The organism is Pseudomonas sp. B21-032 (assembly GCF_024748965.1).
Lineage (GTDB): Bacteria > Pseudomonadota > Gammaproteobacteria > Pseudomonadales > Pseudomonadaceae > Aquipseudomonas.
Genome location: NZ_CP087180.1, coordinates 223,898 through 249,133, shown reverse-complemented (window position 1 = coordinate 249,133; position 25,236 = coordinate 223,898). Strand labels below are relative to the sequence as shown.

Below are 25,236 nucleotides of genomic sequence, written 5' to 3'. Positions count from 1 at the left end.
ATCAGTCACTCTCCTCCAGCAAACGGGCGATATGTTGCTCGGCCAGGGCCGGGCCGACGCTCATGCCGACGCCGCTGTGCATCAGCGCAGCACTGATACCCGGCGCCACCTGCAGCAAGGAAAACGGCCCCGGCCCGCCAGAACCATAGACGCCCTGCCAGCGTTCGACCACCTCGATGCGCCCGCCCAGGGTCTGCTCGGCCAGCTCGATCATCCAATTGTCGACCTGCTCGGCGTTGAACGGTGAAGCATCGCTGCCATAGGCATGGGAGTCGCCAATGATCAGCTCGCCATGGGGCGTTGGGCTGATCAGCAAGTGGATGCCATGCTCCAGCAGGTGCGGGCTGTTGGCCAGCAGTTGCGCTTTCAGCGCCTGAGCCTGCGGCAGGTCGGCGAAGGCGCCGTAGTGCACACAGCTCAGGCCAGTCAGCAAGGCGTGCTGCAGGTCGAGCTTGAAGCGCGGCCGGGCGCGCAGCATCTGCAGACGGCAAACCTGCGGTTGCAGGGCGGCGATGGGTTCGGCGAGCAGGGTCTGGTAGTCGTGGCCGGAGCAGACCACGATCTGTCTGGCGCTGAAGTCCCCCGCCGTGGTCGATACGCGACCAGGTTCGATAGCACGTACCAAGGTTGAAAAGTGAAACGCTACATCCAGTTCCTGCTGCAGGAAGCGGATCAGGCTCGGCAGCGCTTCGCGGGAATACAACTGCTGGTCTTGCAAGCCACGCAAGGCGGCGCGATGGTGGCGAAACTGGCCGCCGTACAGGTCGTTCAAGGCGGCGCCGCTGAGCAGTTCCACCTGGTAATCATGTTGTGGCGCGCGCTCGGCACAGAAGGCTTCGAGCAGTTCCAGCTCCAGCGCGGTGCGGGCAAACAGCAGCGAGCCTTTGGCCTTGAGCTCGAAGCCGGCCTGCTGCGCCCAGTGCTTCCAGATGCCACTGCTGGCCTTGGCCAGTTCGAGCATCTGGCCGGGTGGCTGGCCGGTTACCAGGGCCTGGCCGAAGTTGCGCACCGAGGCGCCCAGGGGAGTGGCGCTGCGTTCGAAGACCCGCACCTTGAGCCCGCGCCGGGCAGCGGCGTAGGCATGGGACAGGCCGAGGATGCCGGCGCCGACGATGAGTAGATCGGTCATCTGAGGTTCCTTGAAGAATGCTATCGCGGGGCAAGCACGCTCCTACAGTAGGAGCGGGCTTGCCCCGCGATGCGGTTACTGCTGCGCGACCTTCTCCGACTTGCCGTCATAGCGCTTGCGCCATTCGGCGAGGATGTTGTCGCGGTTCTTCGAAGCCCAGGCGAAGTCGTTCTTGATCAGGCGCTGTTCGTAGTCGGCCGGCAGTTCGGTCTGCGGCTTGGCGATGCCCGGCTGGGCCAGGACGGCGAAGTTTTCCTTGTACAGCTCCATGGCCGCCGGGCTCGCCGAGAAATCGGCCAGGCGCTTGGCCGCGTCTTCATGCTGGCTGCCCTTGATCACCGCGGTGGCTTCGATCTCCCAGCCCAGGCCTTCCTTTGGCAGGACGATGTCCAGCGGCGCACCCTGGCGCTTGAGCTGCACGGCCGGGTATTCGAACGAGATGCCGATCGGGAATTCGCCAGCAGCAGCCAGCTTGCACGGCTTGGAGCCAGAGTGAACATACTGGCCGATGTTCTGGTGCAGCCCGTCCATGTACGCCCAGCCCTGCTTCTCGCCGAAGGTCTGCAACCAGGCGCTGACATCGAGGAAACCGGTGCCGGAAGACGCCGGGTTAGGCATGACGATCTTGCCCTTGTACTCAGGCTTGGTCAGGTCCTGCCAGCTCAGCGGCTTGCTCAGGCCCTGCTTCTCGGCCTCGACGGTGTTGAAGCAGATGGTCGCGGCCCAGACGTCCATGCCCACCCAGGCCGGCGGATTGGCGGCATCGCGGTAGTTGGCGCCGATCTTGTCCAGGTCTTTCGGTGCATAGCTTTGCAGCATGCCCTGCTGGTCGAGGATTGCCAGGCTCGATGCCGCCAGGCCCCACACGGCATCGGCTTGCGGGCGGTCTTTTTCGGCCAGCAGCTTGGCAGTGATGATGCCGGTGGAATCACGCACCCACTTGATTTCGATGTCCGGGTTGGCCTTTTCGAAGGCCTGCTTGTAACTCTTGAGCTGTTCGGCTTCGAGCGCGGTGTACACCGTCAGCTGGGTTCCGGCGGCAAAGGCCTGCACGCTGAATGCAGTGAGGACGGCAGCGGCAAGAGCAAGTGGCTTGAACATGATGCGGTTCCTTTGAACAGTACAGGTTGGGAGAGGCAATCAGTGACCCGGCGCGCGCTGGCGCCAGGCTTGGGAGCGTTGCAACAGGCCGCGCGAGGCCCAGGCCAGGAGCAGCGAAACGGTCGCGCTGGTAATCAGGATCAGGGTCGACATCGCTGCGGCGCCGCCGACGTTGCCGGCATCATCCATGTTCAGCACGGCGACCGCGGCAAGGATGGTGTCGGGGCTGTAGAGGAAGATCGCCGCCGACACCGTGGTCATCGCCGAGACGAACAGGTAGCGAATGATGTCGAGCAATGCCGGCAGGCAGATCGGCACGGTGACCCGCATGAAGTGCCGGTACAGCGGTGCCTTGAGCGACAGCGCGGCAGCCTCGAACTCGCCATCGAGCTGGCGCAGTGCAGTGGTCGCGGTCATGTTGGCGGTGGTCAGGTAGTGAGCAATGGTGCACACCACCAGCAGCGCCATGCTGCCGTAGAACACATGCAGCGGGTTGCTGCTGAGGTTGAAGAAGAACACGTAGCCAAGGCCCAGCACCAGGCCCGGCACCGCCATCGGCACGAAGCTGAGCAGGCGCAGCAGCAGGTTCAAGCTGCGCTGGCCCTTGGTTTTTTCCATCAGGTAGGCGCCGGTGAAAATCACCGCGCTACCGATCAGCGCCGTGCCCAGGGCCATGGTCAGGCTGTTGCGGTAGGCCAGCCAGCCGCCACCGGCGGTTTCGTCGAACTGGTAGTGCTTGAGCGACAGCGACAGGTTGTAAGGCCAGAACTTGACCAGCGATGAGTACACCGCCATGCCCACCACCAGCAACAGCACCGCGCAAATCAGGATGACCACGGCCATGAAGCAGGCATCGCGACGCCGCGACGGCTGTGGCTGGAACACCTGCGCCCGGCCGCTCATCGAATCGCCCTGACGGCGGCGCAGCCAGGCATCGACGGCAAAGCTGAGCAGCGCCGGCACCAGCAGGACCATACCGATCAAGGCGCCACGGCCGAACTGCTGCTGGCCGACCACGGCCTTGTAGGCTTCCAGCGCCAGCACCTGGTAGTCGCCACCGACTACCACCGGCACACCGAAGTCGGTGATGGTCAGGGTGAACACCAGGCAGAAGGCGGCGAACACCGCCTGCCGGGTGGCTGGCCAGGTGATGCTGTGAAACGCCCGCCAAGGCCCGGCGCCCATGCTCGAGGCGGCGTCGAACAAGCGCGCATCGGCCAGCGACAGCGCCGACAGCAGGATCATCAGCGCATGCGGGAAGGTGTAGATCGCCTCGCCGAGGACAATGCCCCAGAAGCCGTAGATATTGTCGCTGAGCAGCCCGCGCAGCAGCCCCTGGTTGCCGAACAGATAGACCAGGGCAATGGCCGGGAGCATCGACGGCGCCAGCAATGGCAGCAGCGAAATGCCGCGCCACAGGCCCTTGGCCGGAATCAGTGTACGCTGCAGAGCGTAGGCGAACAGGTAGGCCAGCGGCACCACAATGGCTGCAACGCTGAGCGAGACTTTCAGGCTGTTGCCCAGCAACCAGTGAAAGTTGGCGCTGGCAAACAGTTCGCGAGCTGCGACCAGGCCGCCGCCCTGGCCGGCATCGCTGCTGAAACCGCGCCAGAAGATCGCCAGCAGCGGCATCAATACCGCGACGGTGAGCAAGAGCAGCAGCAACCACTTGCCGCCGACCACGAACAGTCGATCACCCAGCGAAACGCCAGCGCGCTGGCTTGCCTTCGCGTGCGCGATCGGCATGGCGATTGGCGCGGCCATCTCAGGCAAACACCTGCAGGCTGCGCGGCGGCAAGGCGACCCAGATGTCCTGCGAGCCCAGGCGCGGCATCGACTCGGGGGCGACTTCGGCAAGCAGGGCATGGCCTGGCAATTCATTGAATTCGAAACTCATGCGGCAGCGATTGCCGAGGAAGGTGATCTCGCGCACCCGCGCCGGGAACAGGTTCTCTTCATGCACCGGCGGGTTGACGCTGATCGCTTCCGGGCGGCAGAACAGCCGACCGCTGCGGGCCTGGCTGGCGCCATCGGCCAGGCGCATGTTCAGCGCACCGACCCGGGCATGGCTGTCGCTGTGGCGCTGGAACGGCAGCCAGTTACCCTGGCCAACGAACTCGGCAACGAACGGCGTGGCCGGCTTGTCGTAGATTTCCTGCGGGGTGGCGTACTGCTCGACCTGGCCGTTGTTCATCACCGCGATACGGTCGGCCATCAACATGGCTTCGTCCTGGTTGTGGGTGACCATCAGGGTGGTGATGCCGAGCTGGCGTTGCAGCTGGCGCAATTCGCTGCACAGGTGTTCGCGCACCCGGGCATCGAGGGCCGACATCGGCTCGTCGAGCAGCAGCAACGACGGTGCCGGGGCCAGGGCGCGGGCCAGGGCCACGCGCTGTTGCTGGCCGCCGGAAAGCTGGCCGGGGTACTTCTTCTCGCTGCCGCTCAGGCCCACCAGCTCAAGCATCTGCGCCACCCGCTGACGCACTTCGTCACGACCGCTGCCGGCCAGGCCATAAGCGATGTTGGCTTCGACGGTCAGGTTGGGGAACAGCGCATAGGACTGGAACAGAATGCCGTAGTCGCGGGCCTGGGGCGGTAGCTCGGAGATATCACGGTCGCCGATGTACAGGGTGCCGCGATCCTGGCGCTCGAGGCCGGCGATGCAGCGCAGCAGGGTGGTCTTGCCACAGCCGGAGGGGCCCAGCAGGCACACCAGCTCACCGGCGGCGACGTCGAGGGAAACATCGTGCAGGGCGGTAAAGGCGCCGAAGCGCTTGTGGATACCGCGCACTTTCATCTGTGCGCCAGGGTTTGCGACCGGAGTGTTCATGGCAGGACCTCATCGAACGAATGAGGGCCATGCTAGGCGGGCAATGCGAAGGTTCTGTGGCGCAGAGGCAAAAGTTGCCGATAGTGGTATAGGCAGATTTTGGTGTGATGCAAATCCCGCTCCTACACCTCTACCGCCGCCACTTCCTGAGCCAACCCCAGAAACGCCGCCGGCAACCGCGCCTGGCGCCGCTCCTTCAAACAATACAGATACTCATGCATCAGCGGCGCGCCCTCCAGGCTCAGCACCCGCAGCTCGGGGTTATGCGGCACTTCATGGCGGGCAATGATGCTGATGCCGATATTGCGCAGCACCGCCTCGCGAATCGATTCGCGGCTGCCGATCTCCAGCAGCGAGCCGACCTTCACCCCCGCCGCTTCAAGCATCTGCTCGGTCAGCTTGCGCGTGGTCGAGCCCTGCTCACGTACCAGCAGGCAATGCCCGGCCAGCGCCGACAGCGGCAGCGATTCGCGGCTGGCCAGCACATGGTTGCGATGCACCGCCACCACCAGCGGATCGGTACCGAGCACCCGCCGCACCAGCCGTGCATCCTCGACCAGTTGCGATGAGGCGGCCAGATCGACCCGGTAGTCCTCAAGCAATTCCAGCACCTGCTGGGAGTTGCCGATCTCCACCGACACCTCCACCTGCGGCAAGCGCTCGCGGAAGATCTTCACCAGGTCGAGGATGTAGTACGGCGCCGTGGCAGCGATACGCAAACTGCCCTGACCCTGGCCACTGTTGCGCAGGAAGAACTCGATATCGGCTTCCTGCTGCAGCAGCGCCTTGACCATCGGCAGCAGCCGCGTGCCGTCGTCACTGAGGGTCAGGCGGCGACCGCCACGGTAGAACAGCTCCACCGCGTACTGGCTTTCGAGGTTGCGGATCTGCGTGGTTACCGTCGGTTGGCTGAGCCCGAGTTTCTTCGCCGCCAGGGTAATGCTGCCCAGGCGGGCAACCATGTAGAAGGCTTTCAACTCGGAACTCAACATAGATCCTCTATTTACGCAGCAGGCGCAGGCCGTTGAAGACCACCAGCAAACTCACGCCCATGTCGGCAAACACCGCCATCCACATGGTTGCCATGCCGGCGAAGGTGACTGCCAGGAAGATCGCCTTGATCCCCAGCGCCAGAACAATGTTCTGAGTCAGGATCGCCGCACTCTGGCGCGAGAGCCTGACGAAGGCCGGGATTTTGCGCAAGTCATCATCCATCAATGCCACGTCGGCGGTCTCGATGGCGGTGTCGGTACCGGCCGCGGCCATGGCAAAGCCGATCTCGGCGCGGGCCAGTGCCGGCGCATCGTTGATACCGTCGCCGACCATGCCGACCCGATGGCCCTGGGCGTACAGGTCCTCGATGGTCTTGAGCTTGTCGGCCGGCAGCAGGTTGCCATGGGCCTGGTCGATCCCGACCTGGGCGGCAATCGCCTGGGCCGTGTGCGGATTGTCGCCGGTCAGCATGACAGTCTTGATACCCAGCTCATGCAGCTCGGCAATTGCCTCGCGGCTGCTGTCCTTGACCGTGTCGGCGACGGCGAACAGCGCCAGCGGGCCGGACTTGTCGAGCAGCAGTACAACGGTCTTGCCCTGCCGCTCCAGGGTATCGAGCCGGGCTTCGAGCTGTGCCGAGCACAGGCCCAGCTCCTCGACCAGGCGATGGTTACCGAGGTGATACAGCTCACCGTCGATCTCGCCACGCACACCGCGACCTGCCAGCGCTTCAAAGGCCGTTACTTCACTCAGGGGCAACCGCTGCTCATTGGCAAACACGGCAATGGCGCGCGATACCGGGTGGTCGGAACGATCGGCAAGGCTTGCCGCCAGCGCCTGGGCGCGGCCTTCGAACAACGGTTCGAGCACTTCATGGTCGGTTTGCACCGGCTTGCCGTGGGTGATGGTGCCGGTCTTGTCCAGGGCCAGGAAGTCGAGTTTGCGCCCGCCCTCCAGGTACACCCCGCCCTTGACCAGGATGCCTTTGCGCGCCGCCGCGGCCAGGCCGCTGACGATGGTCACCGGGGTGGAAATCACCAAGGCACAGGGGCAGGCCACCACCAGCAACACCAGCGCGCGGTAGATCCAGTCGAACCAGGCGCCAGCCATGAACAGCGGCGGAATCACCGCCACCGCCAGGGCGAAGGCAAACACCGCCGGGGTGTAGATGCGCGAGAACTGGTCGACGAAGCGCTGGGTCGGCGCCCGCGCGCCCTGGGCTTCTTCCACGGCCTTGATGATCCGCGCCAGGGTCGATTGCCCGGCCGCCGCCGTCACCCGGTACTCCAACGCCCCGGCCTGGTTGATGGTGCCGGCGAACACCTTGTCACCGGGGCCCTTCTCTACTGGCAGGCTCTCGCCGGTGATCGGTGCCTGGTCGACACTCGACTGGCCGCTGACCACCTCGCCGTCCAGACCGATACGTTCGCCGGGACGCACGCGCACCCGATCACCGAGGGCGACCTGCTTGACGTCCAGCTCACGCCACTGGCCATCGGCTTGCTGCACGGTGGCAAGGTCCGGGCTCAACTGCATCAGCCCGCCGATGGCGTTGCGCGCGCGGTCCAGCGAGCGCGCTTCGATAAGCTCGGCGACGGTGAAGAGGAACATGACCATGGCCGCTTCCGGCCACTGGCCGATCAGCACCGCGCCGGTCACGGCGATGCTCATCAGTGCGTTGATATTGAGGTTGCCGTTCTTCAGGGCGATCCAGCCCTTTTTGTAGGTGCCCAGACCGCAACTGAGGATCGACACCAGGGCGACCAGGGCCACCACCCAGGACGGCGCCAGCTCGGCAAAGTGGATTGCTTCGGCGCCCAGCGCCGCAACACCGGCCAACGCCAGCGGCCACCAGTGTTTTTTCGCCGGCGCAGGCGCAGCGCCAGCTTCTTCGCTGGCCTCGCTCAACGGGTCGGCCTGCATACCCAGCGAGGCGACCGCCTGCTCGATGGCGACAGTGTCGGCATGGGTGTGGCGCACGCCGAGGATGCGGTTGATCAGGTTGAATTCCAGCTGCTCGACCCCGGCCAGCTTGCCCAGTTTGTTCTGGATCAGGGTCTGTTCGGTCGGGCAATCCATGGCCTCGATGCGAAAGCGGCTCAGGCGCGCACCGGCGCTGCTCGCCTCGCTCAGTTGCACCAGCGCCGGTGCGGCGTCGTGGGAACAGCAGCTGTGGGCGTGCTCGGCATGTTCATGCCTGGCGTGATCATGGCTGTGGTCATGATCGTGAGGAGCTTTACCGGGGGTGTGGCTGACAGGCTGATTCATGGGTTCATCCTTAAATGTCCTGTTGCCAAGTGAACACCCTGTAGCCACTATAGGGTCAAGCCACTTGTCGAGGTATTTGCAGATGAAGATCGGAGAACTGGCCAAGGCCACCGATTGCGCGGTGGAAACCATCCGTTACTACGAGCGGGAAAACCTGCTGCCGGAGCCGGCGCGCAGCGAAGGCAACTACCGGATGTACACCCAGGCCCACGTCGAGCGCCTGACCTTCATCCGCAACTGCCGCACCCTCGACATGACCCTGGAAGAAATCCGCAGCCTGCTGCACCTGCGCGACAGCCCGGATGACCAGTGCGAAAGCGTCAATGCATTGATCGATGAGCACATCCAGCACGTCAAGGCGCGCATCGATGGGCTGCAGGCACTGCAGGCGCAACTGCTGGAACTGCGTCAGCACTGCCATCCCAAGGAGGTCCAGTGCTCGATCCTGCAGCATCTTGAGGTCAATGGCGCAGTAACGGCGCCAGAGGCGGAGCATTCACATGTGGGCAGAAGCCACGGGCACTGATTAAGGTACCTGTAGGAGCGGCGGTGCGGCGACCCGACTTGCCCCGCGATGCGATGTGACTGACAGACCGCATCGCGGGTCAAGCCCGCTCCTACAGGATCAGACCGCCATCGGCGCCGTCATCGGTGCGTGGTGCTCGTAGCCTTCGAGGCTGAAGTCGCTCGGTTCGATCTTCTCCAGCCACTCTGGCTCGTACACGCCGGTCTTGGCGAATTCCGGCACGCGATCACTGATCACCAGCTTCGGCGCAGCCAGCGGCTCGCGCTTGAGCTGTTCGCCCAGCATGTCCAGGTGGTTTTCGTAGACATGCGCATCACCGATGAAATAGGTGAACCAGCGCGGCGTGTAGCCGGTCAGGCGGCCCATCAGCGACAGCAGTGCGGCGCCTTCGGTGAGGTTGAACGGCGTGCCCAGGCCCAGGTCGTTGGAGCGGATGTAGAGGGTCAGGGAAATTTCCCTGGTCTCGACATTCGGGTGGAACTGGTACAGCAGGTGGCACGGCGGCAGGGCCATTTCGTCGAGCTGGGCGCAGTTCCAGCCGTGGAACAGGATGCGCCGGCTGCCCGGGTCGTTGTGGATGGTGTCGATGCACTGGCGGATCTGGTCGATGGCCTTGTACAGCACCACGAAGGCTTCGCCGTCTTCCTCGGCCTGGGCGATCTGCTGGAAGCCCTGGCTCTTGGCCAGTTCGATGGCCGCCGGATTGCTCAGCGGGATGCGCTTGTAGGCCGGCCACTGGCGCCATTGCACGCCGTAGATCTCGCCAAGGTCGTCATGGCCCTGGCGAAACGGGTTGGCCAGCCACTGGGCGTTTTCGTTGGCGTTCTGGTCCCAGACCTTGCAGCCCAGCTCACGGAACTCGCCGGCGTTCTTCACGCCACGCAGGAAGCCGACCATCTCGCCGATGGCCGACTTGAACGCCAGCTTGCGGGTGGTGATGGCCGGGAAGCCCTTCTGCAGGTCGAAGCGCAGCATGGCGCCAGGCAGGCTGATGGTGCGGATACCGGTACGGTTACCTTGGAGGGTGCCGTTTTCGATGACGTCGCGGACCAGATCTAGATACTGTTTCATGGCTTACCTGTAGCAAAGACGGCAGGGGATCGCCCTGCCGTGGAAATTCAAACGGCGGCCTTGACCGTGGGTTTGCGGTTGTAGGCCCACCAGATCAGGAAGATGCCACCGACAATCATCGGCACGCAGAGCAACTGACCCATGGTCAACCAGCCGAAGGCGATGTAGCCAAGCTGGGCATCGGGTACCCGCACGAACTCTACGATGAAACGGAAAATACCGTAGAACAGCGCGAACATGCCGGAAACCGCCATGGTCGGGCGCGGTTTGCGCGAGTACAGCCAAAGGATCAGGAATAATGCCACACCTTCCAGGGCGAACTGGTACAGCTGCGACGGGTGACGCGGTAGCTGCGCCGGATCGCTGAACGGCGGGAAGACCATCGCCCACGGCACATCAGTGGCCTTGCCCCACAACTCGGCGTTGATGAAGTTGCCGATACGCCCCGCACCGAGGCCGATCGGTACCAGTGGCGCAACGAAGTCCATCAGCTCGAAGAACGACTTGTTGTTGCGCTTGCCGAACCACAAGGCGGCGAGCATCACGCCGATAAAGCCGCCGTGGAACGACATGCCGCCCTTCCACACTTCGAGGATCAAGGTCGGGTTGGCCAGGTAGGCGTGCAGGTCATAAAACAGCACATAGCCCAACCGCCCGCCGACAATTACGCCCATGGACAGCCAGAACACCAGGTCCGAGAGCTTTTCGCGGCTCCAGGTCGGGTCGAAGCGGTTCAGGCGACGCGAGGCCAGCAGCCAGGCGCCGCCGATGCCGACCAGGTACATCAGACCGTACCAATGGATTTTGATCCATTTCAGGTCAAGGGCTACTGGATCTATCTGCGGATAAGGCAGCATGGTGACTCCTCTCGTTAAAGCAAAAAGCTAAGGCCGACGCAAAACAGCAGCGCAGCGAACAGCCGCTTGAGCAGGCGTGGCGACAGTTTATGTGCCAGGCGCGCGCCGAAGCGGGCGAAAAACATGCTGGTCAGGGCAATCCCCAGCAGCGCCGGCAGGTACACAAAACCCAGGCTATGGGCGGGCAGGTGCGGGTCGTGCCAGCCGAGCCAGATGAAACTCAGGGCGCTGGCCACCGCAATCGGAAAGCCGCAGGCCGACGAGGTTGCCACCGCCTGCTGCATCGGCAGGCTGCGCCAGGTCAGGAACGGCACGGTCAACGAACCGCCGCCAATGCCGAAGATCGCCGAGGCCCAGCCGATCACGCTGCCGGCGAGGGTCAGCCCAGGCTTGCCAGGGATGCCGCGGCTGGCCTTGGGCTTGAGGTCGAGGGCCATCTGCGCGGCGATCACCAGAGCGAACACGCCGATGATCTTTTGCAGCATCGGCCCCTGAATGGCCGAGGCGGTCTTGGCACCGATACCCGCACCGACCAGGATCCCCAGGGTCATCCAGACAAAGATCGGCCACTGCACCGCGCCCTTGCGGTGGTGCTCGCGGATGGCATTGACCGAGGTGAAGACAATGGTCGCCAGCGAGGTGCCCACCGCCAGGTGGGTCAGCACCGACGCGTCGAAGCCTTGCAGGGTGAAACTGAACACCAGCACCGGCACGATGATAATGCCGCCACCAACCCCAAACAGCCCGGCCAGCACGCCTGCGCAGGCGCCCAGCGCCAGATAGAGCACGAATTCCATTGTCGCCCCCGTAAATTCAGTCCGGCATGGTAACGGAAGGTAGGCCTGCGGCTCTAGTGAAGACACATTAAGTCGATGGATCGCGTCGGACGCTATCGGTAGAGTGGGCAAAAACACAGAGGTCCACCTATGTGTCTGATCGTCTTTGCCTGGCGGTCTGGGCATGCCCAGCCGCTGATCGTCGCGGCCAACCGTGATGAGTTCTACGCCCGCCCCAGTCGCGTACTGGGGGCCTGGGAAGATGCCCCCGGGGTTTACGCCGGGCGCGACCTGGAAGCCGGCGGCACCTGGCTGGGGGTCGGCCCCAACGGCCGCTTTGCCGCGCTGACCAATATCCGCGACCCGCAGCAACCCCAGGGCACGCGCTCGCGCGGCGAGCTGGTGGCGGCGTTTTTGCGCGGGGAGCTTGGGGTTGAGGCTTACCTGGATCAGGTGGCCAGCCGCAGCCAGCAATATTCGGGGTTCAACCTGCTGGTCGCCGACAGCACGCAACTGGGTTACCTGAATGCCCGGCAAGCCACGCCGCAGTTGCTGGGCGCCGGGGTTTACGGGTTGTCCAACGCCGGCCTGGATACGCCCTGGCCGAAGCTGGTCAAGGCGCGTGCGGGCTTGCAATTGCAACTGGCCGATCCACAGCCGCAGCGCTTGCTGGAGTTACTTGGGGATAACCTGCCGGCGGCAGACAGCGAGCTGCCAGAGACCGGCGTCGGCCTGGGTACCGAGCGGTTATTGTCGAGCGTGTTCATTGCCAGCCAGAACTACGGGACCCGAGCCAGTACCGTGCTGATTGTTGAGGCCGATGGCCGGCGACATTTAGTGGAGCGCAGTTTTGGGCCGCTTGGCGGGCATCTGGGGGAGGTGTGTTTGCAGGTCTGACGCTATCGCTGGCAAGCCAGCGATGGGCTGCAAAGCAGCCCCCAAACCTCACAAAGGCTTGCCCACTCCTGGCCCGATCATCCGCGCCAGCCCCAGGTTCTTCAGGGCCAGCTGCAGCGAGCTGTGGATAACTTGCGGGTTGTCGATGCCCATGGCCTGGGCCAGCAGTTCCTTGGACTTGCTCATGCTGACCTGACGCAACATCCACTTCACCTTGGGCAGGTTGGTAGCGTTCATCGACAGGCTGTCGAAACCCATGGCCATCAGCAGCACCGCCGCCGCCGGGTCACCGGCCATCTCGCCGCAGATGCTCACCGGCTTACCTTCGGCGTGGGCATCGCGCACCACGTTCTGCAGGGCCTGGAGCACCGCCGGGTGCAGGTAGTCATAGAGGTCGGCGACGCGCGGGTTGTTGCGGTCGACCGCCAGCAAATACTGGGTCAGGTCGTTTGAGCCGACCGAGAGGAAGTCCACCTGGCGCGCCAGCTCGCGGGTCTGGTACACCGCCGCAGGGATTTCGATCATCACCCCCACCGGCGGCATCGGCACGTCGGTGCCTTCGTCGCGCACTTCGCCCCAGGCCCGGTGGATCAGGTGCAGGGCTTCTTCGAGTTCGTGAATACCGGAAATCATCGGCAGCAGAATGCGCAGGTTGTTCAGGCCTTCACTGGCCTTGAGCATGGCGCGGGTCTGCACCAGGAAGATTTCCGGGTGGTCGAGGGTGACGCGAATACCGCGCCAGCCGAGGAACGGGTTGTCTTCCTTGATCGGGAAGTACGACAGCGCCTTGTCGCCGCCGATATCCAGGCTGCGCATGGTCACCGGCAGCGGGTGGAAGGCCGCCAGTTGCTCGCGATAGATCGCCAGCTGCTCCTTCTCACTGGGGAAGCGCTGGTTGATCATGAACGGCACTTCGGTGCGGTACAGGCCGACGCCTTCGGCGCCACGCTGCTGGGCGCGAGCGACATCGGCAAGCAGCCCGGTGTTGACCCACAGCGGCATGCGGTGGCCATCGAGGGTCACGCAAGGCAGTTCGCGCAGGGCGTCAAGGCCCTGGGCCAGCTGGCGTTCTTCTTCGACGACTTCGGCGTACTGCTTGCGCAGCACTTCGCTGGGGTTGGTGTAGACCTCGCCCTTGTAGCCATCGACGATCATGTCGATGCCGTCGACCTTGGAATACGGCAGGTCGACCAGGCCCATGACGGTCGGAATGCCCATGGCCCGGGCCAGGATGGCAACGTGAGAGTTGCCCGAGCCTAGTACCGAGACCAGGCCGACGAGCTTGCCTTCCGGCACTTCGCCGAGCATCGCCGGGGTGAGTTCTTCGCTGATGAGAATGGTGTTGTCGGGATAGACCAACGACAGCTGACGGGCCTCCTGCAGGTAGGCCAGCAGTCGCCGGCCCAGATCCTTCACGTCCGAGGCCCTCTCGCGCAGGTAGGCGTCGTCCATCAGTTCGAAGCGATTGACGTGCTCGCCGACCACCTGGCGCAGCGCGCCCTGGGCCCATTGGCCGGTCTTGATCACCTGCACCACTTCACCGCCCAGGGCCGCGTCTTCGAGCATCATCAGGTAGACGTCGAACAGCGCGCGCTCTTCCGGGCGCAACTGGGTGGCGAGTTTGGCGGAGAGGTTGCGCATGTCTTCGCGCACCCCTTCCAGGGCGTTGTTGAACAGTTTCAGTTCGGCGTCGATGTCATCAACGGTCTTGTCCGGCACCACATCGAGGTCGGCCGGTGGCAACATGACCACCGCCTTGCCCACCGCAGCGCCGGGTGAACCGGGCACACCGACGAACTTGGCCTCCTGGATACCCTTGCCCTGACGGCCCAGGCCACGGATCGAACCGGTGGCCTCGGCATGGGCGATAACCCCGGCCAGCTGCGCGCTCATGGTCACCAGGAAGGCTTCTTCGCCCTCGTCGAACTGGCGCCGCTCCTTTTGCTGGATGACCAACACCCCGACCACGCGACGGTGGTGGATGATCGGCGCACCGAGAAAGGAAGCAAAGCGCTCCTCGCCGGTTTCGGCGAAGTAGCGATAACGCGGGTGGTCGGCGGCGTTTTCCAGGTTCAGCGGCTCTTCGCGGGTGCCGACCAGGCCCACCAGGCCCTCGTTGGGGGCCATGCTGACCTTGCCGATCGAGCGCTTGTTCAGGCCCTCGGTGGCCATCAGCACGAAGCGGTTGGTCTCGGGGTCGAGCAGGTAGACGGAGCAGACCTGACTGCCCATGGCCTCTTTTACGCGCAACACAATGATCCCCAACGCCGTCTTGAGATCCTTGGCGGAGTTAACTTCCTGGACGATCTTGCGCAGCGTATTGAGCATGGCTCGGGGTCGAACTCCGTCGTCAGTCGCGCGCCAGCAGGCGCGGGGCAAGCTCTTTGAGAGCGCGGCGGTAAACCTCGCGCTTGAATGTCACCACCTGGCCCAGCGGATACCAATAGCTGACCCAGCGCCAGCCGTCGAACTCCGGTTTACCGGTCAAGTCCATTCGCACCCGTTGCTCGTTGGAGACCAGGCGCAGCAGGAACCATTTCTGTTTCTGGCCGATGCACAGCGGTTGGCTGTGGGTACGGACCAGGCGTTGGGGTAAACGATAACGCAACCAGCCGCGGGTGCAGGCAAGAATTTCAACATCATCTCGCTCCAGCCCCACTTCTTCGTTCAGCTCGCGGTACAGGGCATCTTCCGGCGTTTCCTCGGGGTTGATACCTCCCTGGGGAAACTGCCAGGCATCCTGGTTGATCCGTCGAGCCCATAGCACCTGCCCAAGATCATTCGTCAGAATGATCCCGACATTGGGGCGAAAACCATCGGGGTCGATCACGGCAGCAACCTCGCAAACGCATGTCACGGCATTGTTCCACAAAGGTCACAAGGCCAGCAACGCGCCTGTTTACCTTATGTGCACCGATGTGAAAAGTCCGTATTCTGTGGGACTTTTCAGATGTTATGCGAGTGACTTAAATGCGCCTGGCTTTATTCGATCTGGACAACACGCTCCTTGGTGGCGACAGCGACCACGCTTGGGGTGACTACCTGTGCGAACGCGGCATTCTCGACCCGGTCGAGTACCAGAACCGCAACGACGCCTTCTATCAGGACTATCTGGCCGGCAAGCTGGACCTGAACGCCTACCTGAACTTCAGCCTGGAAATCCTCGCGACCACGGAAATGGCGCAACTCGACGAATGGCATCGCGACTTCATGCGCGACTGCGTCGAGCCGATCATCCTGCCCAAGGCCCTGGCCCTGCTGAAAAAGCACCAGGATGCCGGCGACAAACTGGTGATCATCACCGCCACCAACCGTTTCATCACCGGCCCGATCGCCAAGCGCCTGGGCGTACAGACCCTGCTGGCGACCGAATGCGAAATGGTCGACGGCCGTTTCAGCGGGCGCAGTACCGATATACCCTGCTTCCGTGAAGGCAAAGTGACGCGTCTGAACCGCTGGTTGCTGGAAAACGGCTACAGCCTGGACGACAGCTACTTCTACAGCGACTCGATGAACGACCTGCCGCTGCTGGAGAAGGTGGCCAACCCGGTCGCCGTCGATCCGGACCCGAACCTGCGCGCCGAAGCTGAAAAGCGCGGTTGGCCGGTGATCAGCCTGCGCGATTGATCGTCGCTATGGGAGCGACTGCTCGGTGGAAGCGGGCTTGCCCCGCTCCCACCGAAGCCCGCATGATCAGACCGGCTTGGCACCCATCAGCCCGGCGATGGCGATAAAACAGACACCGCTGAACACCGCCAGCGCCAGGATGAACTTCGGGTTGCCCACAGTTGGCGCCGTGCGCAGGCGGTTGACCCGCGCCAGCAGCCAGAACCAGCTGAACGCTGCGAAGGTGTAGATCACGCTGGAGCCCAGCACCCAGGTCTGGCCCAGCGGCCAGCCAATCAGGTGCACCAGCCACCAGCCGGTGAACGGCATGCTTACCAGGCAGATGCCCATCAACAGCCAGACAAACACCAGCGGCCGGGCCATCAGCCGGGTGTGGGCACTGGCATCGCCCTTGCGGCGCGCGATAAAGGTCCAGATCGCCAGCCCCAGGGCGCTGCCCAGCAGCAACACGGTGGCCAGGATGTGGGCGGTTTTCAGGGTAGTCAGCAGTTCCATTTCTTATTTCTTCCTCAGGCGTTGCCCAACAGCGTAGACGCTCAACCCAGGAACAGCCGGTACGCCGGGTTATCGGTTTCGTCCCAGTACGGGTAGCCAATCTTGGCCAGCGCCGCCGGCACCAGGTGGCGCTCATCATCCGGTACCTGCAGGCCGGCGACCACGCGACCATCGGCCGCGCCATGGTTGCGATAGTGGAACATCGAGATGTTCCAGCGCCCGCCCAGCTTGTTGAGGAAGTTGAACAGCGCCCCCGGACGCTCCGGGAACTCGAAACGCAGCACCAGCTCGTCGCTGACCCGCGCCGCATGGCCGCCGACCATGTGGCGAATATGCAGCTTGGCCAGCTCGTTGTCGGTCAGGTCGAGTACCGGGAAGCCCTGCTCGGTCAGGCTCTGGATCAGCGCGCTGCGCGGGTCGGTATCCGGATGGGTCTGCACGCCAACGAAGATGTGCGCTTCGCCGTCGGCATGGTAGCGGTAGTTGAATTCGGTGATCTGGCGCTTGCCCACCGCCTCGCAGAAGGCCTTGAAGCTGCCCGGCTGCTCGGGGATGGTCACGGCGATGATGGCTTCGCGGCCCTCGCCCAGCTCGGCGCGCTCGGCAACATGGCGCAGGCGGTCGAAGTTGACGTTGGCGCCGGAGTCGATGGCCACCAGGGTCTGGCCGCTGACGCCATTGAGCTCGACGTACTTCTTGATCCCGGCAACGCCCAAGGCGCCGGCAGGTTCGGTGATCGAGCGGGTATCGTCGTAGATATCCTTGATGGCTGCGCAGATCTCGTCGGTACTGACGGTAATCACCGCATCGACGTAGTCCTTGCAGATGTCGAAGGTGTGCTGGCCGATCTGCGCCACCGCCACGCCATCGGCAAACAGCCCGACCTGCGGCAATATCACGCGCTCACCCGCGGCCATGGCGGCCTGCAGGCAGTTGGAGTCGTCCGGCTCGACGCCGATCACTTTGATTTCCGGGCGCAGGTACTTCACGTAGGCGGCGATGCCGGCAATCAGGCCGCCACCACCAACCGGGACAAAGATCGCGTCCAGTTGCCCCGGGTGCTGACGAAGGATTTCCATGGCCACGGTGCCCTGCCCGGCAATGGTGTGCGGATCGTCATAGGGGTGGATGTAGACATAGCCCTTCTCGTCCACCAGCTTCAGCGAATAGGCCAGCGCTTCCGGGAACGAGTCACCGTGCAGCACCACCTTGCCGCCGCGCGAACGCACGCCTTCGATCTTGATCTCGGGGGTGGTCTTGGGCATCACGATGGTAGCCTTGATTCCCAACTCACGGGCCGCCAGGGCCACGCCCTGGGCATGGTTGCCAGCCGATGCGGTGACTACCCCACGGGCCAGTTCCTCAGCACTGAGCTGGGCCAGCTTGTTATAGGCACCGCGAATCTTGAACGAGAACACCGGCTGCAAGTCTTCACGCTTGAGCAGGATGTTGTTGCCCAGACGCTTGCTCAGCTGGCCGGCGGTCTGCAACGGAGTTTCGACGGCGACGTCGTAAACGCGCGAGGTGAGGATCTTCTTGACGTACTGTTCGAGCATCGGGAAAGCATCACTGAGCGGTTGGGCGGGGTTTGCGAGTCTACCCCAGCGCCCTGTCGGGCGACCACAGCAAGGCAGGGGTTTTAGCCGCTATACTACGCGCCTTCACGATACTCCTCCCCGCTTCGGAGCCCGCATGACCCAGGACCAACTCAAACAGGCTGTCGCCCAGGCCGCTGTCGATTTCATTCTGCCCAAGCTCGACGACAAGAGCATCGTCGGCGTCGGCACCGGCTCGACCGCCAACTGCTTCATTGACGCCCTGGCCAAGCACAAGACCGCCTTCGACGGCGCGGTCGCCAGCTCCGAAGCGACCGCGGCACGCCTGAAGGGTCATGGCATTCCAGTGTATGAGCTGAACACTGTCAGCGACCTGGAGTTCTACGTCGACGGCGCCGACGAAAGCGACGAGCACCTGAACCTGATCAAAGGTGGTGGCGCCGCCCTGACCCGCGAGAAGATCGTTGCCGCCGTGGCCAAGACCTTCATCTGCATCGCCGACGCCAGCAAGCTGGTACCGGTGCTGGGCGCCTTCCCGCTGCCGGTCGAAGTCATCCCCATGGCCCGCAGCCATGTGGCCCGCCAGCTGGTCAAGCTTGGCGGCGACCCGGTGTACCGCGAGGGTGTGCTGACCGATAACGGCAACATCATTCTCGATGTGCACAACCTGCAGATCACCAACCCGGTCGAGCTGGAAAGCCAGATCAACGCGATTGTCGGCGTGGTCACCAACGGCCTGTTCGCGGCGCGGCCGGCGGATCTGCTGTTGCTGGGGACTTCGGAAGGGGTCAAGAGCCTCAAGGCCTGATAGCATCGCGGGGCAAGCCCGCTCCTACAATGTAGGAGCGGGCTTGCCCCGCGATAATGCCTACCCGGTCGGCTTCTTGAACACGTAAAACAGGTTCGGCTCGCTGACCAGGTAAATGGTCCCGGCATCGTCCATGGCGATGCCTTCGGCCTGCGGCACACTCTTGTTCAAGCCCTGAAAACCCTTGCGCAGCGACAAGGTGCTCAACGGCTTGCCCTGCACATCCAGCTCCAGCACCAGTTGCGACTCATCCGACAGCGCCAGCAAGTGGCCGCTGCGCTCATCGAACTGCAAGCTCGACAGATCCCGCACAAACAACCGCGAATCACGCTTCTGGTCCTGTACCACATGCACCGCATACGGCTGCTCGGGGTTGTCGTGGGGGAAGCCATGCACTTCGTAGATCAGCATCGGGTCGCGCTCCTTGGCGACGAACAGGCGCTTGCCGGCCGAGTCGTAGGCCAGGCCTTCAAAACCCTTGTTGCCATTGAGGCCGATGCCCAGGGTCAGCTGTTCGGCATCCTTGGCGTCGAGAAACGGCGTGTTGTCGGTCAGGCGCACGCGAATCAGGCGCTGCTCGCGCTCATCGGTGATCACGTAGCTGTTGGCGCCGACGTACTCCACCGCCTCCGGATCACCAAAGCCGGTCAACGGCACGCGCCGCAGGATGCGCCCGTCCAGCGACAGCTCGATCAGCTCGGAGCGCTTGTTGGTCACGGTGAACAGGCTGTTGCGGTCAGGGTCGAAGGTCAGCGCCGAGATATCGTCGTCCAGGCCTTCGATGGGTTGCGCCTCAAGCACCACCTGGTATTGATCCAGGCCGATGCTCTGCTCGAACGGCTGCCACCAGGTCTTGAGGTTGAACCAGCCGCGCTCGAACAAACGGTATTGCTGCCCGGCAACGGCGATCAGGAGCAAGGCGAGCAGGCTCGCAACCAGGAAAATCAGCGGCAGGCGGATGTAGCGACGCATTCAGGTGGACTCTTTGGGTGACAGCCTGAATCTTCCCACACTCAACTGAAGCGAAACTTAAATCCTGACGTAGGAAAAGTCTGAAATCACGGCTTTTTGAAACGATAGAACAAGTCCGGCTCACTGACGATGTACAGCGTGCCGTGTTCGTCCATCGCCACGCCTTCGGCGCGCGGAATTTGCTTCTTCAGGCCATTGAAGCCGCCCAGCAGGGTCATGAAGCTGACCTGCTCGCCCTTCTCGTCCAGCTCCAGGAGCATGTTGGAGTCGGCCGACAGCACCAGCAGATGCCCGGTGCGCGGGTCGACACCCAGCGCCGAGAGGTTGCGCAGGTCCAGTTCGTCGCTTGGCAGCGGCTGCTTGTCGCCGGTCAGCGGGCTGTGGCCGTCGCTTTTCCAGGTGAACAATGCCGGCGGCCGCTCTTCGCCGAGGATGATGCGCTGCTGCAGAGGGTCCCAGGCCACGGCTTCGAAGGCCTTGTTCTGGTTTGCCGAGGGGCCGAGGTCGTATTGGGGGAAATCGGCGATGTTCAGCGACTTGGTGTCGGCAGCAAGGGTGACGATGGTCATCTTGTGATCGCGCTCGTCGACGATCGCCAGGCGCCCGCCTTCAAGCACGGCCACGCCCTCGGGGTTGCTCCAGCCCACCAGGGGCATCTTGCGCAGCACATCGCCTTCAAGGGTCAGTTCGACCAGAAAGGGATTCTTGCCCATGACCGCGAACAGAGTTTTGCTCACCGGGTTGTAGGACAGGTCTGAAGCTTCATCGTCCTCCATGCCCGGCAATACCTTGGCATCGATATCGACCTGGTAGTCCGGCAACCAGATGCTCGCCTGTTGCTCGCTCTGACTTTCGAAACGCTCCTGCAACCAGAGCAGGCCACGGTCATCCCAATGCATGGCGATCGCCACGCCATAGCCGATGATCGCCGCGGCCACCAGCCAGGTGGACCAGCGCAGGGCCAGGCCACGCTTGCGCGCAGGCGGCAGGGAATTGCTCGAAGGAAGAGGAGTGGCCATGGATTTGTGCTCTTTTTGCCAGTTGATAACACCGTACCGGCACATTTCGCAGAGCCAGGTCCGCAAGCATTATCCGGATCGATTGTGAAAAAAATGGCAAAAGCCGACGGGCAGTATGGCAGCCAGTATTTCTGGCTGCCACGTCGGTGGTTCAGAGCACCTGGCTTTCGAAACGGCTGACGCCTGGCAGTTCGAGCACCAGTTGGTCGCCGGGGTTGAGCGGGCCGACGCCAACCGGGGTACCGGTGAGGATCACGTCGCCGGCCAGCAGCGAGAATTGCGTGGCCATGTGCTGGATCATCGGCACGATCGGGTTGAGCATCAGCGCGCTGTTGCCGTCCTGGCGCACCTCACCGTTGAGGGTCAGGCGGATGCCGATGTCGGTCAGGTCCTCAAAGGCACCGACCGGCACGAACGGCGGCAGCACGCAGGCGCCATCGAAGCACTTGGAGCGCTCCCACGGCAGGCCCTTCTCTTTGAGTTGCGCCTGCAGGTCGCGCAGGGTCAGGTCCAGGGCCGGGGCAAAGCCGGAGATGGCGTCGAGCACTTCTTCTTCGGTGGGGCTGGTGGACAGCGACTTGCCGAGCAACACGGCAATTTCCGTCTCGTAGTGCACCGAGCCACGCTCGGTCGGGATCTTGAAGCCGCTGTCCAGCGGCACCACGCAACTACCCGGCTTGATGAACAGCAGCGGCTCACTCGGGATCGGGTTATCCAGCTCTTTGGCGTGCTCTGCATAGTTGCGCCCGATGCACACCACCTTGCCCAGCGGAAAGTGAATACGCGTGCCGTCTACATACTGGTGCTGATAGCTCATTACCGACTCCTGGCGCTATTGGATGCTCTTGTGCCTGTGGCTTACTCGACCGCGAAGATCTTGCCCGGGTTCATGATCCCGTTTGGATCGAACGCCGCCTTCACTGCTTTCATGTATTCGATTTCGACCGGCGAACGGCTGTAGGTCAAGTAATCGCGCTTGGTCATGCCGACGCCATGCTCGGCAGAGATCGAGCCGTTGTACTTCTCGACGGTCTCGAACACCCACTTGTTGACCGTCGCGCACTTGGCAAAGAACTCGTCCTTGCTCAGGTTGTCGGGCTTGAGGATGTTCAGGTGCAGGTTGCCGTCGCCGATGTGGCCATACCAGACCACTTCGAAGTCCGGGTAGTTATCGGCGACGATCGCGTCGATATCTTTGAGGAACGCTGGCACTTTCGACACGGTCACGGAAATGTCGTTCTTATACGGGGTCCAGTGCGAGATGGTCTCGGAGATGTACTCGCGCAACTTCCACAGGTTCTGCAGTTGCTGCTCGCTCTGGCTCATGACGCCGTCGAGCACCCAGCCCTGCTCGACGCAGTGCTCGAAAGTGGCCAGGGCATCATTGGCCACCTCTTCGTTGCTGGCTTCGAACTCCAGCAAGACATAGAACGGGCAGTCGGTTTCGAACGGTGCCGGCACGTCGCCACGGCCCATGATCTTGGCCAGGGCCTTGTCGGAAAAGAACTCGAAGGCTGTCAGGTCGAGCTTGGCGCGAAACGCGTGCAGCACCGGCATGATCGAGTCGAAATCCGGGGTACCGAGGACCATCGCCGTGAGGTTGTTCGGCGCCCGATCCAGGCGCATGGTCGCCTCGACCACAAAGCCCAGGGTGCCCTCGGCGCCGATGAACAGCTGGCGCAGGTCGTAGCCGGTGGCGTTCTTGATCAGGTCCTTGTTCAGCTCGAGCAGGTCGCCCTTGCCGGTGACGACCTTGAGGCCGGCCACCCAGTTGCGGGTCATGCCGTAGCGAATAACCTTGATCCCGCCGGCATTGGTGCCGATATTGCCGCCAATCTGGCTGGAACCTGCCGAGGCAAAGTCCACTGGGTAGTAGAGGCCCTTGTCTTCGGCAAAATCCTGTAGCTGCTGGGTAACCACCCCCGGCTGACAAACCACCGAGCGGTCGAACTCGTTGAAATCGAGAATCTGGTTCATGTAGTCGAACGCCACGACCACCTCGCCATTGGCCGCCACCGCTGCAGCTGATAGCCCGGTGCGACCGCCCGACGGCACCAGGGCGACCTTGTGCCGGTTGGCCCAGCGCACGATGGCCTGGACCTGGTCGATGCTCTTGGGGAAGACGATGGCCGAGGGCGCGGGGGCGAAGTGCTTGGTCCAGTCCTTGCCGTAAGCCTCAAGGGAGGCGGCATCGGTCAGCACCTTGCCGGGCTCTACCAGGGTCATCAGCTCATCAATCAGCGCAGAATCGGTCATCGATAGAACTCTCGAACTATTCATAGTCACCCTGAGCACTCTTCACGTCCCAGGGATGGGCGTATCGGGGGTACTCATGCTAGCATACGCCCCCCGCTGATCGTGCTTCAGGCCGATGCTGCGAGAGCTTCACTTCCCTGCCATTTTTCTCCGGGACACAGGTTTACGCAGATGAGCAAGACTTCTCTCGATAAGAGCAAGATCAAGTTCCTTCTTCTCGAAGGCGTCCACCAATCCGCCGTGGACGTCCTCAAGGCCGCCGGGTATACCAGCATCGAGTACCTCACCGGTTCTCTGCCCGACGCTGAGTTGAAAGAAAAGATCGCTGATGCCCACTTCATCGGCATCCGCTCGCGCACTCAACTGACCGAAGAGGTTTTCGACTGCGCCAAGAAACTGGTCGCTGTCGGCTGTTTCTGCATCGGTACCAACCAGGTTGACCTGAACGCCGCTCGTGAGCGCGGTATCGCCGTGTTCAACGCGCCGTACTCCAACACCCGTTCGGTGGCCGAGCTGGTGCTGGCCGAAGCGATCCTGCTGCTGCGCGGCATCCCCGAGAAAAACGCTTCCTGCCACCGTGGCGGCTGGATCAAAAGCGCGGCCAACTCCTTCGAGATCCGCGGCAAGAAGCTGGGCATCGTCGGCTACGGCTCGATCGGCACGCAACTGTCGGTCCTGGCCGAGAGCCTGGGCATGCAGGTGTTCTTCTTTGACCCGCTGACCAAGCTGCCACTGGGCAACGCGACCCAGGTCACCAGCCTCAACGAACTGCTGGGCCTGGCCGACATCGTCTCGCTGCACGTGCCTGAGCTGCCATCCACCCAGTGGATGATCGGCGAGAAAGAAATCCGCGCGATGAAGAAGGGCTCGATCCTGATCAACGCCGCCCGCGGTACCGTGGTCGAGCTGGATCACCTGGCCGCGGCGATCAAGGACAAGCACCTGATCGGCGCCGCCATCGACGTGTTCCCGGTCGAGCCGCGCTCCAACGACGAGCAGTTCGAAAGCCCGCTGCGTGGCCTGGACAACGTGATCCTGACCCCGCACATCGGCGGTTCCACCGCTGAAGCCCAGGCCAACATTGGTCTGGAAGTGGCCGAAAAGCTGGTCAAGTACAGCGACAACGGTACTTCCGTGTCGTCGGTCAACTTCCCTGAAGTGGCCCTGCCGGCGCACCCGGGCAAACACCGTCTGCTGCACATCCACGAAAACATCCCGGGTGTACTCAGCGAAATCAACAAAGTGTTCGCCGAAAACGGGATCAACATCTCCGGTCAGTTCCTGCAGACCAACGAGAAAGTCGGTTACGTGGTTATCGACGTTGACGCCGAGTACTCGGACCTGGCGCAAGAAAAACTGCAACAGATCAAGGGCACCATCCGTTCCCGCGTTCTGTTCTAAGTTAATTCAGGCAGCAAATCGCGGGGCAAGCCCGCTCCCACAGAATCCCTGTAGGAGCGGGCTTGCCCCGCGATGTTTTTAGCCGTTATTTAACGGTAACGGTGATCTTCTTCGACTCGACGCTTGGCTTGAACGGCACGTGGAACTTGTCGCCCAGCACCAGTTGCAGGGTGTGCTTGCCCGGGGTCAGGGTCAGTTGTACTTCAGTCTGTGCCTTGCCGAAGTGCAGCACTTGCGGGCCAGCCGCCAGCGGCGCGTTGTTTTCCGGCAGCAGGCTGGTTGGCAGAACCTGGTCGGCTGCAGGTTCTTGATCGACGTCCACCAGCAAGTGGTGGTGGCCGCTATGCGGGGTCTGATCACCCGCCGGCTTGAGCTCCATGCCCTCGATGCCGAATTTGACGGTGAAGGTCTGGTCGACCGTGGCGCCATCGGCCGGGGAAACGATGAAGACCTTGGCGGCTTTTGGCGGCTCCTGGCTTTTCAGGCCATCGGCGGCAGCGGCAAAGGCCGAGACCCCCATCAGCAATCCGGCGACGGCTGCACGCGAAAATAGGCTTTTCATTCACTTCTCCTGTGTTTTACTTCAATAACCCTTGCCACTGAACGAACGGCAACGGTGGATTACCATAGTCCAAATGCGTCAAAACATGTTTA

At 63.0% G+C, this 25,236-nt stretch carries 23 protein-coding genes; 5 read left to right on the top strand and 18 right to left on the bottom strand.

Annotated elements, in window-relative coordinates:
- Position 1: 1 nt before the first annotated feature.
- From LOY54_RS01090 to LOY54_RS01065, 6 genes are all read right to left on the bottom strand, one after another.
- Complete coding sequence (locus LOY54_RS01090) at positions 2 to 1,129, bottom strand: TIGR03364 family FAD-dependent oxidoreductase (RefSeq protein ID WP_258608858.1); 1,128 nt, start codon at positions 1,127 to 1,129, stop codon at positions 2 to 4.
- A gap of 75 nt (positions 1,130 to 1,204) precedes the next feature.
- Positions 1,205 to 2,230, bottom strand: a complete 1,026-nt coding sequence (locus tag LOY54_RS01085) for a putative 2-aminoethylphosphonate ABC transporter substrate-binding protein (protein ID WP_258608856.1) — start codon at positions 2,228 to 2,230, stop codon at positions 1,205 to 1,207.
- A gap of 39 nt (positions 2,231 to 2,269) precedes the next feature.
- On the bottom strand, positions 2,270 to 3,994 hold the full coding sequence (locus LOY54_RS01080; RefSeq protein ID WP_258608854.1) for a putative 2-aminoethylphosphonate ABC transporter permease subunit: 1,725 nt from the start codon (positions 3,992 to 3,994) through the stop codon (positions 2,270 to 2,272).
- Position 3,995: 1 nt separating this feature from the next.
- Positions 3,996 to 5,060 (bottom strand): putative 2-aminoethylphosphonate ABC transporter ATP-binding protein, encoded by a 1,065-nt coding sequence (locus LOY54_RS01075; RefSeq protein ID WP_258608852.1) that lies wholly within the window; start codon positions 5,058 to 5,060, stop codon positions 3,996 to 3,998.
- Positions 5,061 to 5,182: 122 nt separating this feature from the next.
- Positions 5,183 to 6,052 (bottom strand): LysR family transcriptional regulator, encoded by an 870-nt coding sequence (locus tag LOY54_RS01070; protein WP_093377326.1) that lies wholly within the window; start codon positions 6,050 to 6,052, stop codon positions 5,183 to 5,185.
- A gap of 7 nt (positions 6,053 to 6,059) precedes the next feature.
- Entirely contained in the window at positions 6,060 to 8,321 is a 2,262-nt protein-coding gene (locus LOY54_RS01065) for a heavy metal translocating P-type ATPase (RefSeq protein ID WP_258608850.1), read from the bottom strand.
- Between the two features lie 82 nt (positions 8,322 to 8,403).
- Here LOY54_RS01065 and cadR point away from each other — a divergent pair, with 82 nt between their 5' ends.
- Positions 8,404 to 8,847 (top strand): Cd(II)/Pb(II)-responsive transcriptional regulator, encoded by a 444-nt coding sequence (cadR, locus tag LOY54_RS01060; RefSeq protein ID WP_045201835.1) that lies wholly within the window; start codon positions 8,404 to 8,406, stop codon positions 8,845 to 8,847.
- A gap of 99 nt (positions 8,848 to 8,946) precedes the next feature.
- On the opposite strand, the gene LOY54_RS01055 is transcribed toward cadR, so the two are convergent.
- Genes LOY54_RS01055 through LOY54_RS01045 form a run of 3 tightly spaced genes read right to left on the bottom strand, consistent with a single transcriptional unit; the run spans position 8,947 to position 11,572 of the window.
- On the bottom strand, positions 8,947 to 9,918 hold the full coding sequence (locus tag LOY54_RS01055; RefSeq protein WP_045201834.1) for a thymidylate synthase: 972 nt from the start codon (positions 9,916 to 9,918) through the stop codon (positions 8,947 to 8,949).
- A gap of 47 nt (positions 9,919 to 9,965) precedes the next feature.
- Positions 9,966 to 10,775, bottom strand: coding sequence for a prolipoprotein diacylglyceryl transferase (lgt, locus tag LOY54_RS01050; protein ID WP_045201832.1), 810 nt, complete (start codon positions 10,773 to 10,775; stop codon positions 9,966 to 9,968).
- Between the two features lie 14 nt (positions 10,776 to 10,789).
- Entirely contained in the window at positions 10,790 to 11,572 is a 783-nt protein-coding gene (locus LOY54_RS01045; RefSeq protein WP_045201826.1) for a sulfite exporter TauE/SafE family protein, read from the bottom strand.
- A 129-nt stretch (positions 11,573 to 11,701) separates the two neighbouring features.
- Between LOY54_RS01045 and LOY54_RS01040 the strand changes: the two genes are divergently transcribed.
- A complete protein-coding gene (locus LOY54_RS01040; protein ID WP_258608848.1) occupies positions 11,702 to 12,448 on the top strand; it encodes an NRDE family protein in 747 nt (248 codons plus the stop codon).
- A 48-nt stretch (positions 12,449 to 12,496) separates the two neighbouring features.
- Here LOY54_RS01040 and ptsP read toward each other — a convergent pair whose 3' ends face one another.
- Positions 12,497 to 14,776, bottom strand: a complete 2,280-nt coding sequence (ptsP, locus tag LOY54_RS01035; protein ID WP_045201822.1) for a phosphoenolpyruvate--protein phosphotransferase — start codon at positions 14,774 to 14,776, stop codon at positions 12,497 to 12,499.
- Positions 14,777 to 14,798: 22 nt separating this feature from the next.
- Positions 14,799 to 15,278 (bottom strand): RNA pyrophosphohydrolase, encoded by a 480-nt coding sequence (locus LOY54_RS01030; protein WP_010222140.1) that lies wholly within the window; start codon positions 15,276 to 15,278, stop codon positions 14,799 to 14,801.
- A 140-nt stretch (positions 15,279 to 15,418) separates the two neighbouring features.
- On the opposite strand from LOY54_RS01030, the gene LOY54_RS01025 reads away from it, so the two are divergent.
- Entirely contained in the window at positions 15,419 to 16,075 is a 657-nt protein-coding gene (locus tag LOY54_RS01025) for an HAD family phosphatase (protein ID WP_258608847.1), read from the top strand.
- A 66-nt stretch (positions 16,076 to 16,141) separates the two neighbouring features.
- Here the strand turns inward: LOY54_RS01025 and LOY54_RS01020 are convergent, their stop codons facing one another.
- Complete coding sequence (locus tag LOY54_RS01020) at positions 16,142 to 16,570, bottom strand: DUF2269 domain-containing protein (protein WP_258608845.1); 429 nt, start codon at positions 16,568 to 16,570, stop codon at positions 16,142 to 16,144.
- Between the two features lie 41 nt (positions 16,571 to 16,611).
- A complete protein-coding gene (ilvA, locus tag LOY54_RS01015) occupies positions 16,612 to 18,126 on the bottom strand; it encodes a threonine ammonia-lyase, biosynthetic (RefSeq protein ID WP_258608843.1) in 1,515 nt (504 codons plus the stop codon).
- A 136-nt stretch (positions 18,127 to 18,262) separates the two neighbouring features.
- Between ilvA and rpiA the strand changes: the two genes are divergently transcribed.
- Complete coding sequence (gene rpiA, locus LOY54_RS01010) at positions 18,263 to 18,934, top strand: ribose-5-phosphate isomerase RpiA (protein ID WP_010222132.1); 672 nt, start codon at positions 18,263 to 18,265, stop codon at positions 18,932 to 18,934.
- A 60-nt stretch (positions 18,935 to 18,994) separates the two neighbouring features.
- Here rpiA and LOY54_RS01005 read toward each other — a convergent pair whose 3' ends face one another.
- The 4 genes from LOY54_RS01005 to LOY54_RS00990 form a co-directional block, all read right to left on the bottom strand.
- On the bottom strand, positions 18,995 to 19,906 hold the full coding sequence (locus tag LOY54_RS01005; protein WP_258608841.1) for an SdiA-regulated domain-containing protein: 912 nt from the start codon (positions 19,904 to 19,906) through the stop codon (positions 18,995 to 18,997).
- Positions 19,907 to 19,992: 86 nt separating this feature from the next.
- Complete coding sequence (locus LOY54_RS01000; RefSeq protein WP_258608839.1) at positions 19,993 to 20,925, bottom strand: SdiA-regulated domain-containing protein; 933 nt, start codon at positions 20,923 to 20,925, stop codon at positions 19,993 to 19,995.
- A gap of 151 nt (positions 20,926 to 21,076) precedes the next feature.
- The gene (locus LOY54_RS00995) at positions 21,077 to 21,742 is read right to left on the bottom strand and encodes a fumarylacetoacetate hydrolase family protein (protein ID WP_045201812.1); all 666 of its coding nucleotides are present in this window, start codon (positions 21,740 to 21,742) and stop codon (positions 21,077 to 21,079) included.
- Between the two features lie 41 nt (positions 21,743 to 21,783).
- The gene (locus tag LOY54_RS00990; protein ID WP_045201810.1) at positions 21,784 to 23,181 is read right to left on the bottom strand and encodes an FAD-binding oxidoreductase; all 1,398 of its coding nucleotides are present in this window, start codon (positions 23,179 to 23,181) and stop codon (positions 21,784 to 21,786) included.
- A gap of 171 nt (positions 23,182 to 23,352) precedes the next feature.
- On the opposite strand from LOY54_RS00990, the gene serA reads away from it, so the two are divergent.
- Positions 23,353 to 24,582: a phosphoglycerate dehydrogenase gene (gene serA, locus LOY54_RS00985; RefSeq protein WP_045201808.1), complete on the top strand. Its 1,230-nt coding sequence runs from the start codon at positions 23,353 to 23,355 to the stop codon at positions 24,580 to 24,582.
- A gap of 85 nt (positions 24,583 to 24,667) precedes the next feature.
- Here the strand turns inward: serA and LOY54_RS00980 are convergent, their stop codons facing one another.
- Positions 24,668 to 25,144 carry a DUF4399 domain-containing protein gene (locus tag LOY54_RS00980; protein WP_258608837.1) on the bottom strand — a complete coding sequence of 159 codons (477 nt, stop codon included), beginning with the start codon at positions 25,142 to 25,144 and terminating at the stop codon, positions 24,668 to 24,670.
- Positions 25,145 to 25,236 lie beyond the last annotated feature (92 nt).